We start from the raw sequence: 13578 nt of genomic DNA, 5'->3' as shown, positions 1-13578 counted from the left end.
TCGGAACGAATGGCCTTTTTTTAATATAAATAAATTTAGATTTTAAATCTTTTTCTATCAGTTTCTGTCAAATAAATTTTTCTCAAACGAATAGATTTTGGTGTAACCTCTACATACTCATCTTTTTGAATGTACTCTAAAGCTTCTTCTAAAGAGAAAATAATTGGAGGGATAATTCTCGCTTTTTCATCATTCCCAGAAGAACGAACGTTAGACTGCTTTTTCTCTTTAGTTACGTTTACACACATATCATCACCACGAGAGTTTTCACCAATTACCTGACCTTCGTAAATTTCGGCATTTGGCTCAACAAAAAACTTACCGCGATCTTGCAATTTATCGATAGAATAAGGAATTGCTTTTCCTTTTTCCATAGAAATTAATGAACCTTTGTTACGTCCAGCAATTTCTCCTTTGTAAGGCTCATATCCAATAAAACGGTGTGCCATAATAGCCTCACCAGCTGTTGCAGTAAGTAATTGATTACGCAATCCAATAATTCCACGAGATGGAATATTGAATTTTACAATCATACGTTCTCCTTTAGTTTCCATACTTAACATTTCACCTTTACGCATAGTAACAAACTCTACCGCTCTACCTGAAAGTGTTTCTGGTAAATCGATTGTCAATTCTTCAATTGGCTCACATTTTTTACCATCAATTTCTTTGATGATAACTTGTGGCTGACCGATTTGCAACTCATACCCTTCTCTTCTCATTGTTTCAATAAGAACCGATAAGTGAAGTACACCACGACCAAAAACCATAAACTTATCCGCAGAATCAGTTTCACCTAACTTCATAGCTAAGTTTTTCTCTAATTCTTTTGTCAAACGCTCTCTAATATGACGAGAGGTTACAAATTTACCCTCTTTACCAAAGAAAGGAGAGTCATTAATTGTAAACAACATACTCATAGTAGGCTCGTCGATATCAATCGTTTTTAGACCTTCCGGATTTTCAAAATCAGCAATAGTATCACCAATTTCAAAACCTTCAACTCCAATGATTGCACATATATCTCCAGCAATAACTTGTTGTACTTTTTTACGACCAAGTCCTTCAAAGGTATGAAGTTCTTTGATACGAGATTTAGATATACTACCATCTCTTTTTACTAATGAGATTGGCATTCCTTCATTTAAAACGCCTCTTTCAAGACGACCTATGGCGATACGACCTGTAAATGCCGAGAAATCTAATGAAGTAATTAACATTTGTGGAGTTCCTTCTGATACTTTAGGAGCTGGTACATTTTTGATTACCATGTCTAATAAAGGCTCGATATTTTCTGTTTGGTTTTCCCAATGATCAGACATCCAGTTGTTTTTAGCAGAACCATAAACAGTTGGAAAATCCAATTGTTCTTCGGTAGCTCCTAATTCAAACATTAAATCAAAAACTTTTTCATGAACTTCTTCCGGAGTACAGTTTTCTTTATCAACTTTATTGATAACTACACATGGCTTAAGACCTAAATCAATTGCTTTTTGCAATACAAAACGCGTTTGTGGCATTGGCCCTTCAAAAGCATCCACTAGCAAACATACACCATCGGCCATGTTCAATACACGTTCTACCTCACCACCAAAATCGGCGTGACCAGGAGTGTCAATGATATTGATTTTTGTTCCTTTATACTGAACAGAAACATTCTTTGAAGTAATGGTAATACCTCTTTCGCGCTCTAGATCGTTGTTATCAAGGATTAGGTCACCTGTATTTTCGTTGTCACGAAATAATTGACAGTGATACATAATTTTATCAACCAAAGTTGTTTTACCGTGATCGACGTGGGCAATAATTGCAATATTTCTAATAGATTCCATCTGTGATTTTTAATGGGCGCAAATGTACAATTTTTTTTTATACAAAAAACCTTTCTTCAATAGTTTCCATATTGATAACCCATGAGATACATTAAATTGACAATATAAACTTATAAAATAAGTAGATGGGGATATTTTTTAATTCGCAATAATTAATTACATTTGAGTAATGAAAAACAAGTCCAATCAAATAACTATAGTATACTTACTAACTGCCTTATTTGCAGTTATTGTTTTTCATAAACTATCATTAAGACACGCTACCTTTGCTAATTTTAGAATCTATAGCTTCTCAAAAGACATTGTTTTTGTCATACTAACAGGGATAACTTATAGATATATCCTATCAAAAAACGAACACAGAAACCATTCCATCTTTAAAAGACTCAAGGAATCAAATAACGAAATTAAAGAGTCTAATGATAAATATGACATTGTTGCAAAAGCTACAAGCGACACAATTTGGGACTGGAAAATACCTGAAGACAAATTATTTTGGAATAAAGGAATAAAAAATATTTTTGGTTACGATGAAAATCAGGTCGGCGACAGTTCTGCTTGGTGGTTTGGAAACATCCATCCTGAGGACAGTATAAAAATGTCAATTAAATTGTATTCCTTTATTGAACAAAAAACAGAAAATTGGCAAGACGAATACCGTTTCAAATGTTCTGACAACAGTTACAAATACGTTTTAGACAGAGGTTTTCTTTTGAAAGATGAAAACGGTAAAGCCATCCGAATGATTGGATCTCTCCAAGATGTAACCAAACAAAAAGAGGAAGAATTACGACTGAAATTACTCGAAACCGTAATCTTACAAACCAAGGATGCTATTATCATTACTGAAGCTGGCTTCAATAACCGTAAATTACCCAAAATAATTTATATCAATCCTGCTTTTACAGTAATGACCGGGTACACATCCGACGACATTATTGGCAAATCTCCCGACATCCTAAAAGCTCCAAATACTCCTCTTGAAGACATAAAAAAAATAATAAACGCAATAAACAAAAGGGAAGAAAGCCTAATCGAAACTATTTGCTTCAGAAAAAACAAAGAAGAATTTTGGTTACATTTTTCAATGATACCAATCTACAATTCAGAAAACGAACTCTCCCATTGGGTATCAATACAAAGAGATATCAGTGAAGAGAAAAAACAAGAAAAAGAAAAAGAACAACTCATAAAGGAACTAACCCAAAACAACAAAGATTTAAAACAATTCTCTTACATTACATCACACAACCTCAGAGCACCCATCTCAAACCTAACAGGTTTATTAAACCTAATTGAGGACATTAAAATAGATGATCCTGAACTAAGAGAAATCCTGGAGGGTTTCAACAAATCAACCCAACAACTAAACGAAACTATCAATGACTTAACAAAAGTCATGGTAATAAAAGACAACACTTCGATTCAAAAAGAAGCAGTAACACTGAAAGAAGTATTTAAAAACATTTTCAACCAACTGACATTTCAAATCAATCTTTACAAACCTAATTTAAAATTAAATTTTGGAGAAGTATCCGTTTTAAACGTAAATAAATCATACATAGAAAGCATCTTATTAAATCTTTTAACCAACTCTATTAAATACAGATCAGAAGACAGAACACTACAAATAACAATTTCAGCCATTCAAATTAACAATTCAGTTATTCTAACATTTAAAGACAACGGAATTGGAATCGACCTAGAAAGAAACAAAGACAAAATATTTGGACTCTATCAAAGATTCCACAACTATCCAGACAGCAAAGGACTTGGCTTATACCTTGTAAAATCACAAGTTGAAGCAATGGGAGGAACAATTGAGATTAAAAGCGAAGTTAACAAAGGAACCACATTTACCTTAACATTTAAAAACTAAGACAATGTTAGATTTAATTTTATGTGTCGATGACGACCCTATAACTCTCATGTTATGCAAAAAAACTATTGCCAAGACATCTTTTTCCCGTGAAATAATCACTGCCAAAAATGGAGAGGAAGCACTTCAATACTTTGATTCACTCAAGCAAAACAATGAAACAAAAAACCTTCCTCAATTTATCTTTTTAGATTTAAACATGCCCGTAATGGGCGGATGGGAATTTTTAGACCGCTTTAGCAGCTCTAACTACTCTGACTACAACACCACCAAAGTAGTTGTCCTTTCCTCCACAATAGACCCCGAAGACTTAGAGAAAGCAAAAAAATACCACATGGTTATCGACTTCTTACCAAAGCCCATCAACCTAACTATGCTTGATTATCTAACTAATAAAATCAACCAAGAAGACTAACTTTTAATTCTGATCTATTTAAAGATCTTAGATCCCAATTAGAGGATTGAGAAATATACAAACAACGGATCAATCCCAAAACCTGGGGGGGAATGTCAAAATAAATTGAGAGATTTGCAATCTTAAGAATGAGAGATGCCCCCAATAGACCTTTTAAAATTCATGTTACCTGACTTTTTAGTAGATCACTTTGAAGTGGTTTCTTCTACTAACACAGAAGAAATAGTACACCTATATTTTGAAGAGAATGCCAAGCCTCCAAAAGAATTTGATACACTGGAACTAGTATCAAAGGGCTTTCAGGATGAGATAACCATTCAGGATTTCCCTCTCAGAGGTAAATATGTATATCTACATATAAAAAGACGTCGCTGGACAAATAAGACAACAGGCGAAATTCTTAAAAGAGATTGGAATTTAGTTGCTAAAGGAACCCGCATGACTCAAGAGTTTGCGGCTTTTTTAAAAGAAATTAATAGATAAGAGTGCTACTGATTGTCACACCATTGGTGGTTTCTTCGGAGTCAACGGAAAGAAACTCCAACGGCAATATAAAAAACACCTGAGTTCCTTTAATGCTTGGGCTCCACGAGAACATGCACATCAATGGATTGTTTACCCTGAAAATATGGGCACCCATTTATCAATTGACGAAGTAGCTTTGTCTCAGGGTGAACTTTACACTATTGTAACCAACAAGAAATTCAAAGGTAAAAAAGGTTCCTTAGTTGCCATTGTTGCTGGAACAAAGGCAGATAAAGTCATAGAACATATCAGAAAGATTGATTACAAGAGGAGAAGCTGTGTCAAAGAAATAACACTTGACATGGCTAATTCTATGAAATTGATCTCTAAAAGATGTTTCCCTAAAGCCACACAGGTAACAGATAGATTTCATGTCCAAAAACTGGCACTGGAAGCCTTACAAGAGATTAGGATTAAACATCGATGGGAGGCCATGGATTTTGAGAATCAATTGATATTGCAAGCCAAAAGAGAGAATCAAACCTATATTCCGGAGCTCTTAGCTAACGGTGACTCTGTAAAACAGCTATTAGCCAGGAGTCGATATGCACTTTATAAATCTCGCGAAAAATGGACTGAGAATCAAAATGAAAGAGCTCAATTATTATTTGGACTATATCCAGATATAAAAACAGCCTATTATCTAAGCCAACAACTTCGAGGTATCTACAATAGCAACAATAACAAGCACATTGCGATGACTAAACTAGCACATTGGTATAGGAATGTAGAGGAATCTGGTTTTAAAAACTTCAATATTCTACTCAATACTATAACTTTCAATTACCGGTCAATCTTAAACTACTTTGATAATAGAAGTACCAATGCTTCTGCTGAATCTTTCAATGCAAAAATAAAAGCCTTTAGAAGTCAGTTTAGAGGAGTAAGGAAAATAGATTTCTTCTTGTTCAGATTATCTAATCTTTTTGCCTAATCCCCAACTTTTGGATCAATCCCAAAACCTGGGGGGAAATGTCAAAATAAATTGAGAGATTTGCAATCTTAAGAATGAGAGATGCCCCCAATAGACCTTTTAAAATTCATGTTACCTGACTTTTTAGTAGATCACTTTGAAGTGGTTTCTTCTACTAACACAGAAGAAATAGTACACCTATATTTTGAAGAGAATGCCAAGCCTCCAAAAGAATTTGATACACTGGAACTAGTATCAAAGGGCTTTCAGGATGAGATAACCATTCAGGATTTCCCTCTCAGAGGTAAATATGTATATCTACATATAAAAAGACGTCGCTGGACAAATAAGACAACAGGCGAAATTCTTAAAAGAGATTGGAATTTAGTTGCTAAAGGAACCCGCATGACTCAAGAGTTTGCGGCTTTTTTAAAAGAAATTAATAGATAAGAGTGCTACTGATTGTCACACCATTGGTGGTTTCTTCGGAGTCAACGGAAAGAAACTCCAACGACAATATAAAAAACACCTGAGTTCCTTTAATGCTTGGGCTCCACGAGAACATGCACATCAATGGATTGTTTACCCTGAAAATATGGGCACCCATTTATCAATTGACGAAGTAGCTTTGTCTCAGGGTGAACTTTACACTATTGTAACCAACAAGAAGTTCAAAGGTAAAAAAGGTTCCTTAGTTGCCATTGTTGCTGGAACAAAGGCAGATAAAGTCATAGAACATATCAGAAAGATTGATTACAAGAAGAGAAGCTGTGTCAAAGAAATAACACTTGACATGGCTAATTCTATGAAATTGATCTCTAAAAGATGTTTCCCTAAAGCCACACAGGTAACAGATAGATTTCATGTCCAAAAACTGGCACTGGAAGCCTTACAAGAGATTAGGATTAAACATCGATGGGAGGCTATGGATTTTGAGAATCAATTGATATTGCAAGCCAAAAGAGAGAATCAAACCTATATTCCGGAGCTCTTAGCTAACGGTGACTCTGTAAAACAGCTATTAGCCAGGAGTCGATATGCACTTTATAAATCTCGCGAAAAATGGACTGAGAATCAAAATGAAAGAGCTCAATTATTATTTGGACTATATCCAGATATAAAAACAGCCTATTATCTAAGCCAACAACTTCGAGGTATCTACAATAGCAACAATGACAAGCACATTGCGATGACTAAACTAGCACATTGGTATAGGAATGTAGAGGAATCTGGTTTTAAAAACTTCAATATTCTACTCAATACTATAACTTTCAATTACCGGTCAATCTTAAACTACTTTGATAATAGAAGGACCAATGCTTCTGCTGAATCTTTCAATGCAAAAATAAAAGCCTTTAGAAGTCAGTTTAGAGGAGTAAGGAAAATAGATTTCTTCTTGTTCAGATTATCTAATCTTTTTGCCTAATCCCCCAACTTTTGCGCATGATCCCAACTTTTGCGCATGATCCAAAACAACCTTTATCACTTAAAACCACAAAAAAAGCCCCTTATAAAGGAGCTTTATCTTATATTGTATAAAATGTAAATTACAATTTAGCAACAAATTTAGTTAACTTAGATTTTAAATTAGAAGCTTTATTATCATGAATAATATTCTTTTTAGCTAATTTATCAATCATAGAGATAACATTTGACAACTTAGACGTAGCATCAACTTTATCAGTAGCTATTCTTAATGCTTTAATAGCATTACGAGTAGTTTTATGTTGGTATCTATTTAATACTCTTCTCTTTTCGTTACTTCTGATTCTCTTTAGAGCTGACTTATGATTTGCCATTTTATTATATTTTTATCTTTACTATTCTTTTTTTTTGTAGTCCGTAAGGGAATCGAACCCCTGTTACTAGGATGAAATCCTAGCGTCCTAACCCCTAGACGAACGGACCCTTATTCTCCTAGTTTGTTGCTAATCAAAAATATTAGCTAAAATTGTAGTCCGTGGGGGAATCGAACCCCCCTTACCAGGATGAAAACCTGGCGTCCTAACCGATAGACGAACGGACCATTATCCTATTTAAAGTTCAGGAAAACCATAATACAAAACAAAATTGTAGTCCGTGGGGGAATCGAACCCCCCTTACCAGGATGAAAACCTGGCGTCCTAACCGATAGACGAACGGACCGTGCTTCTGTATTGCGGATGCAAAAATACAACTATTTTTGAGTTCTACAATAGCTAAGCAAAAAAAATATTCTTTTTTTTAATAAGCCTTAGCAAACAACACCCTCCCAACAGAAGGACTCCCTGTAAACACACAGCTTCCCAGCTCTTCTACCCTATCCAAAGGTATACATCTAATAGTAGCCTTCGTTAAATCTTTAATCTTTTCTTCAGTCTCTGGAGTACCATCCCAATGTGCTGACACAAAGCCCCCTTTTTCTTCTAAAACAGTCTTAAATTCTTCAAAATTATTTACTTCCGTAATATGTGTATTTCTATAATCTAAAGCCTTATCAAATAAATCTTTTTGAATTTGCGCTAACAAATCACTTATATAAGCCGAAATTCCGTCTTTAGATTTCACTTCTTTTGTCAAAGTATCTCTTCTTGCCACTTCAAAAGTTCCATTTTCAAGATCTTTTGGACCTACAGCAATTCGCACAGGAACACCTTTTAATTCCCATTCGGCAAATTTAAAACCAGGTTTCTGCGTTGTTCTATCATCATATTTAACTGAAACACCTAACTTTTTCAATTCAGAAATCAAAATTTCTACTTCAGCAGTAATTTCTGCTAATTGCTCATCTGTTTTATAAATAGGAACCACTACCACTTGTATTGGAGCTAAACTTGGCGGCAACACTAAACCTTGATCATCTGAATGCGTCATCACTAAAGCCCCCATCAATCGAGTCGAAACTCCCCATGAAGTTCCCCAAACATATTCTTGTTTCCCTTCGGCATTGGCAAATTTCACATCAAAAGCTTTTGCAAAATTTTGACCTAAAAAGTGCGAAGTACCGGCCTGCAATGCTTTCCCGTCTTGCATCAATGCTTCTATACAATAAGTTTCTTCAGCTCCAGCAAAACGTTCCGTTTCGGTCTTTAATCCTTTTATTACCGGAATAGCCATGAAATTCTGTGCAAAATCAGCATACACATTCATCATTTTCTCTGATTCTTCAATAGCCTCACTTCTTGTAGCATGCGCCGTATGCCCTTCCTGCCATAAAAACTCAGCAGTACGCAAGAACAATCGTGTTCTCATTTCCCAACGAACCACATTAGCCCATTGATTAATCAATAAAGGCAAATCTCTATACGATTGAACCCATCCTTTATAAGTAGACCAAATAATAGCTTCACTCGTTGGCCGAACAATTAGCTCTTCTTCTAGTTTTGCATTAGGATCCACCATTAACTTCCCTGGCTTATCGGGATCATTTTTTAATCTATAATGCGTCACGATAGCACATTCCTTAGCAAATCCTTCTGCATTTTTCTCTTCTGCTTCAAACATACTTTTAGGAACAAATAAAGGAAAATAAGCATTTTGATGCCCAGTCTCTTTAAACATTCGATCCAACTCTGCTTGCATTTTTTCCCAAATAGCATAACCGTAGGGTTTAATAACCATACAGCCTCTAACACCTGAATTTTCGGCTAAATCAGCTTTAACAACTAACTCGTTATACCATTTTGAATAATCTTCTGATCTTGTAGTAAGGTTCTTACTCATATTGAATAGTTTGGCACAAATTTTGCGCTATTATTTTTTACTAAATAGTTCCACAAAACTAACTATTTTTGTAATGTGCAACAATAAAAAATCTTATAGATATGAAAACTAATATTTTTTTCACCAAAAAAACTTTACTCTATCCATTAATTGTGTTTTTCAGCATCTTGATGACTTCTTGTGGCTCTTATCAAAATAGTTCCTATTATGACAGCGACGGGATTTATGGATACACCGAAACCAGAACAGTAGAGCGCGTTCCGCAAGACAACTCCAATAACAACTATTACAAAGATTATTTCAGCTCTTTGCAAAATGACAGCGAATCAGACGATTTTTTTACTGATATCGACAATTATAACAATAACGACAGTATTACAAATAACAGCAGACAAGGGAATTATAATTATGCAGACTGGGGAGACAACCATGCAAAAACCCAAATTAACATCTATCCTGACAATTGGAACCTATCGCTAGGCTTCGGAATGGGATATCCTTATTACGGATGGGGATACTCTAATTACAACTGGGGCTATTCTCCTTATTATTATGGCTATTCTAATTTTGGATGGAATTATCCTTACTACGGATGGGGCTACCCAAGTTATTATGGATGGAATTACCCATACTATGGTCATAATTATTACAACTACGGACACTACTACAATAACCGTAATTACTCGTACAGCTCTGGCCGAAGAGGAACTTCTTACAACAATACAGTGAGTGGAAACAGAAATTATAGCTCTAGAAATTATTCGCAAAATAGAATAAGCACTGATAGAAACTCTAATTACACAGCCCCTAACAGAACATCTAATTTTCGTAACACCTCGAGAACAAACTCTAATTTTTCGGGAAGAAACCCTTCTCAAAACAATTCTTACACAACCCCTTCGAGAACAAGAAATTACACAAACGAATCTAGAGGCGAAAACAATACCCCTACAAGAAGATACACCCCTAGTTCGAACAACTCAAGAAACGATAATTACACTCCAACCAGAACCCAAAGTTCAGATAATTCCAGAAACAACAACTACACACCTTCCAGATCAACGCCATCTTACAATTCAGGTGGTGGAGCCGGAAGAAGCTCAGGCGGAGGCGGAAGAAGAGGTGGAATGTAGACACTCCCAACGCTCTTTAGATTACAATAAAAACTTTATTCGAACATAAGATGAAAAAATATCTATTTCTATTATTCGCAGGTTTCACTTTTAGCACAGCCCAATCCCAAGAAATTACGGATGCTTTACGCTATGCTCAAAATAACCTAAACGGAACAGCACGTTTTCAAGCTATGAGTGGTGCTTTTGGCGCCCTTGGAGGAGACTTATCCTCTTTAAACATCAATCCAGCAGGATCTGCTGTTTTTTCAAATAACCAAGCGGCATTTACCATAAGTAGTTTAAATACTAAAAATAATTCCAATTATTTTGGCACCAAAACAAGCGAAAAAGACAACTCCTTTGATTTAAATCAAGCTGGTGGTGTATTTGTTTTTAAAAACAATAACCCTAACAGCAATTGGAAAAAATTCTCCTTAGCCTTAAATTACGAAAACACAAATAATTTCAACAATTCTTTCTTTTCTGCAGGAACAAACCCGAACAACTCAGTAGATAATTATTTTTTAAGCTATGCAAACGGTATTCCTTTTGGCGACTTCGAAAACACAAGTTACAGCAGACTTGATTTTGCAGCTCAACAAGCTTATTTAGGATACCAAGCTTTCGTTATCAATCCTGTAAGTCCAACCGATGACAACACCCTATACAACTCAAATGTTCCCGCTGGCGGCAATTATTACCAAGAAAACGAGATCACTTCACAAGGATACAACGGAAAACTATCCTTTAATGCAGCTACATCCTATAAAGACAAACTTTATATCGGGATTAACCTGAATTCCCATTTTACTGATTTCAGACAATTCAGCAGCTTTTACGAAGACAATGATGCACCTCTAACAAACGAATACACCGTATCTAGGTTACGCTTTGAGAATGAACTATACACTTATGGAACTGGATTTTCATTCCAGCTGGGCGCTATTGCAAAAGTGACTAATGAACTACGCTTAGGATTAGCCTACGAATCATCAACCTGGTATAACCTTAATGATGAATTCACTCAATATTTAAGTGCCGTGAGCAGCAAAACTAACGGTCCAGACACCAACGATGTTGTAAATCCTCAAATCACTAATGTTTATGCTCCTTACAAATTACAAACACCTAGCAAACTTACCGGAAGTTTAGCCTACGTTTTTGGAAAATCAGGATTAATAAGTGTTGATTACGCCATAAAAGATTATAGCAACACTCAATTCAAACCTAAAAATGAATTCACCGGAACAAACGCTTATATGAGCAACGTTCTTGACAATACAGGCGAATTAAGAATAGGCGCAGAATATAAAATCGAAAAACTAAGTCTTAGAGCAGGATACCGTTACGAACAAAGTCCATACAAAAACACTGCTACAATGGGAGATTTGAATGGATATTCAGCTGGTTTAGGCTATAACTTTGGTTCAACAAAACTAGATTTATCTTACGCTTACGCAAAAAGAGATTCGCAACAAGCGTTTTTCTCACAAGGGTTGACCGATAGTGCCAAAATCAATAGCATCAACAACAACGTCGCTTTGACTTTACTTTTTGAGTTATAAATCCAAGTAGAAACAAGACTAAAATCAAAAATCCGTTTCATCAAATTGAAGCGGTTTTTTTTTAGCCCTGATGGTAGCGGCATCCTTTACTTGCCTCTTTTGGGCAAGTAAAGATACAGCGAACAGCAGGATTAGCTCCAGAAAAAACAGCTAAAAGAAACCGAAACAATCCCGATGGTTATCGGGACAGTTTGAATAAAAAAGCGTAATTTTGCACTCCAATTTACAAATCTATGAGAACCAAGTCTTTAAAAAAGAATAAAATCAATGTGATCACTCTTGGGTGTTCTAAAAACATATACGATAGCGAAGTACTAATGGGGCAACTTCGTGCCAGCGGAAAAGAAGTGGAACATGAAGCACCAGCCGAAACCGAGGGAAACATTATTGTCATCAATACCTGCGGATTTATTGATAATGCCAAGGCTGAATCAGTAAACATGATATTAGAATATGCCGATAAAAAAGAAAAAGGACTGGTTGACAAAGTTTTTGTAACCGGATGTCTATCCGAAAGATACAGACCTGATTTAGAAAAAGAAATACCAAATGTAGATCAGTTTTTTGGAACCACCGAGTTACCTCAATTACTGAAAGCTTTGGGTGCTGATTACAAGCACGAATTACTTGGAGAACGTTTAACAACGACTCCAAAAAATTATGCGTATTTAAAAATCGCCGAAGGTTGTGACAGACCTTGCAGTTTTTGCGCTATTCCGTTAATGAGAGGAAAACACGTTTCTCAAACCATCGAAAAACTGGTTAAAGAAGCTGAAGGATTAGCCAAAGATGGTGTAAAAGAATTGATTTTAATCGCACAAGATTTAACTTATTACGGTCTTGACATTTACAAAAAACGCAATCTTAGTGAATTATTAGAAGCTTTGGTTAAAGTAGAAGGAATTGAATGGATTCGTTTACACTATGCCTTCCCTACCGGTTTCCCAATGGACGTTTTGGAGATTATGAAACGCGAACCTAAGATTTGTAATTATATTGATATTCCGTTGCAACACATTTCGGATTCTATCCTGAAATCAATGCGACGCGGAACAACCCAAGAAAAAACAACCAAATTACTAAAAGAATTCCGTGCGGCTGTTCCTGGAATGGCAATTCGTACTACTTTAATAGTAGGTTATCCGGGAGAAACTCAGGAAGATTTTAATATTTTGAAAGATTTTGTTCAAGAAATGAAGTTTGACAGAATGGGTTGTTTTGCCTATTCACACGAAGAAAACACACATGCTTATTTATTAGAAGATGATGTTCCGGATCATGTAAAACAAGAACGTGCTAATGAAATCATGGAATTACAATCGCAAATTTCATGGGATTTGAACCAAGAAAAAGTAGGACAAGTTTTCAAATGTATTATAGACAGAAAAGAAGGCGGTCATTTTGTGGGAAGAACAGAATTTGATAGTCCTGATGTAGATAATGAAGTTTTGATAGATGCTTCAAAACATTATCTAAAAACAGGTGATTTTGCCATGATAAAAATTATTGAGGCAACAGAATTTGACTTGTACGGAGAGCCAGTTTAAATTTTTAATCCCTATTTTTATATACTTTTAAAAAATTGAACATGAAATAAACATAACTTTAAATTGGCTGCAATTACCAATAACG

12 protein-coding genes and 3 tRNA genes are annotated in these 13578 nt (G+C 35.3%); 9 read left to right on the top strand and 6 right to left on the bottom strand.

All coding sequences use genetic code 11. The features are described 5' to 3' along the window. Positions 1-35: 35 nt before the first annotated feature. Complete coding sequence (gene typA, locus LNP19_RS08350) at positions 36-1832, bottom strand: translational GTPase TypA (RefSeq protein ID WP_230061473.1); 1797 nt, start codon at positions 1830-1832, stop codon at positions 36-38. Positions 1833-2001: 169 nt separating this feature from the next. Here typA and LNP19_RS08345 point away from each other — a divergent pair, with 169 nt between their 5' ends. The 6 genes from LNP19_RS08345 to LNP19_RS08320 all read left to right on the top strand — a co-directional run bounded on the left by LNP19_RS08345 (position 2002) and on the right by LNP19_RS08320 (position 6990). Next, complete coding sequence (locus LNP19_RS08345; RefSeq protein ID WP_230061472.1) at positions 2002-3711, top strand: PAS domain-containing protein; 1710 nt, start codon at positions 2002-2004, stop codon at positions 3709-3711. A 4-nt stretch (positions 3712-3715) separates the two neighbouring features. Continuing rightward, on the top strand, positions 3716-4126 hold the full coding sequence (locus LNP19_RS08340; protein WP_230061471.1) for a response regulator: 411 nt from the start codon (positions 3716-3718) through the stop codon (positions 4124-4126). A gap of 162 nt (positions 4127-4288) precedes the next feature. Further along, a complete protein-coding gene (locus LNP19_RS08335) occupies positions 4289-4609 on the top strand; it encodes an ISAon1 family transposase N-terminal region protein (protein WP_230061469.1) in 321 nt (106 codons plus the stop codon). After that, positions 4602-5585: an ISAon1 family transposase gene (locus LNP19_RS08330; protein ID WP_428979052.1), complete on the top strand. Its 984-nt coding sequence runs from the start codon at positions 4602-4604 to the stop codon at positions 5583-5585. Before LNP19_RS08335 ends, LNP19_RS08330 begins: the two co-directional genes overlap by 8 nt. Positions 5586-5693: 108 nt before the next feature. Further along, a complete protein-coding gene (locus tag LNP19_RS08325) occupies positions 5694-6014 on the top strand; it encodes an ISAon1 family transposase N-terminal region protein (RefSeq protein ID WP_230061469.1) in 321 nt (106 codons plus the stop codon). Next, positions 6007-6990, top strand: a complete 984-nt coding sequence (locus tag LNP19_RS08320) for an ISAon1 family transposase (protein WP_428979051.1) — start codon at positions 6007-6009, stop codon at positions 6988-6990. The genes LNP19_RS08325 and LNP19_RS08320 overlap by 8 nt, the downstream gene beginning before the upstream one ends. A gap of 121 nt (positions 6991-7111) precedes the next feature. Here LNP19_RS08320 and rpsT read toward each other — a convergent pair whose 3' ends face one another. From rpsT to proS, 5 genes are all read right to left on the bottom strand, one after another. Further along, positions 7112-7363 carry a 30S ribosomal protein S20 gene (gene rpsT, locus LNP19_RS08315; RefSeq protein WP_072941373.1) on the bottom strand — a complete coding sequence of 84 codons (252 nt, stop codon included), beginning with the start codon at positions 7361-7363 and terminating at the stop codon, positions 7112-7114. A gap of 37 nt (positions 7364-7400) precedes the next feature. Continuing rightward, positions 7401-7472: transfer RNA gene (locus tag LNP19_RS08310), tRNA-Glu, on the bottom strand. Positions 7473-7518: 46 nt separating this feature from the next. Further along, a tRNA-Glu gene (locus tag LNP19_RS08305) sits at positions 7519-7590 on the bottom strand. Between the two features lie 47 nt (positions 7591-7637). Continuing rightward, positions 7638-7709, bottom strand: a tRNA-Glu gene (locus tag LNP19_RS08300). Positions 7710-7787: 78 nt separating this feature from the next. Continuing rightward, on the bottom strand, positions 7788-9266 hold the full coding sequence (proS, locus tag LNP19_RS08295) for a proline--tRNA ligase (RefSeq protein ID WP_230061467.1): 1479 nt from the start codon (positions 9264-9266) through the stop codon (positions 7788-7790). A gap of 101 nt (positions 9267-9367) precedes the next feature. On the opposite strand from proS, the gene LNP19_RS08290 reads away from it, so the two are divergent. The 3 genes from LNP19_RS08290 to rimO all read left to right on the top strand — a co-directional run bounded on the left by LNP19_RS08290 (position 9368) and on the right by rimO (position 13493). Further along, the gene (locus tag LNP19_RS08290) at positions 9368-10399 is read left to right on the top strand and encodes a hypothetical protein (protein WP_230061466.1); all 1032 of its coding nucleotides are present in this window, start codon (positions 9368-9370) and stop codon (positions 10397-10399) included. A gap of 50 nt (positions 10400-10449) precedes the next feature. Next, positions 10450-11946, top strand: coding sequence for an OmpP1/FadL family transporter (locus LNP19_RS08285; RefSeq protein ID WP_230061465.1), 1497 nt, complete (start codon positions 10450-10452; stop codon positions 11944-11946). A gap of 233 nt (positions 11947-12179) precedes the next feature. Continuing rightward, on the top strand, positions 12180-13493 hold the full coding sequence (gene rimO, locus LNP19_RS08280; protein WP_230061464.1) for a 30S ribosomal protein S12 methylthiotransferase RimO: 1314 nt from the start codon (positions 12180-12182) through the stop codon (positions 13491-13493). Positions 13494-13578: the final 85 nt, after the last annotated feature.

Origin of the sequence: Flavobacterium acetivorans (assembly GCF_020911885.1) — a bacterium.
GTDB classification, from domain to species: Bacteria; Bacteroidota; Bacteroidia; order Flavobacteriales; family Flavobacteriaceae; genus Flavobacterium; species Flavobacterium acetivorans.
This window is presented reverse-complemented; position numbering and strand designations above follow the sequence as displayed.

Excerpts from the sequence above, each read along its gene's own strand:
- typA (WP_230061473.1), bottom strand. The coding sequence starts at position 1,832 with ATGGAATCTATTAGAAATATTGCAATTATTGCCCACGTCGATCACGGT.
- LNP19_RS08345 (WP_230061472.1), top strand. The coding sequence starts at position 2,002 with ATGAAAAACAAGTCCAATCAAATAACTATAGTATACTTACTAACTGCC.
- LNP19_RS08340 (WP_230061471.1), top strand. The coding sequence starts at position 3,716 with ATGTTAGATTTAATTTTATGTGTCGATGACGACCCTATAACTCTCATG.
- LNP19_RS08335 (WP_230061469.1), top strand. The coding sequence starts at position 4,289 with ATGTTACCTGACTTTTTAGTAGATCACTTTGAAGTGGTTTCTTCTACT.
- LNP19_RS08325 (WP_230061469.1), top strand. The coding sequence starts at position 5,694 with ATGTTACCTGACTTTTTAGTAGATCACTTTGAAGTGGTTTCTTCTACT.
- rpsT (WP_072941373.1), bottom strand. The coding sequence starts at position 7,363 with ATGGCAAATCATAAGTCAGCTCTAAAGAGAATCAGAAGTAACGAAAAG.
- proS (WP_230061467.1), bottom strand. The coding sequence starts at position 9,266 with ATGAGTAAGAACCTTACTACAAGATCAGAAGATTATTCAAAATGGTAT.
- LNP19_RS08290 (WP_230061466.1), top strand. The coding sequence starts at position 9,368 with ATGAAAACTAATATTTTTTTCACCAAAAAAACTTTACTCTATCCATTA.
- LNP19_RS08285 (WP_230061465.1), top strand. The coding sequence starts at position 10,450 with ATGAAAAAATATCTATTTCTATTATTCGCAGGTTTCACTTTTAGCACA.
- rimO (WP_230061464.1), top strand. The coding sequence starts at position 12,180 with ATGAGAACCAAGTCTTTAAAAAAGAATAAAATCAATGTGATCACTCTT.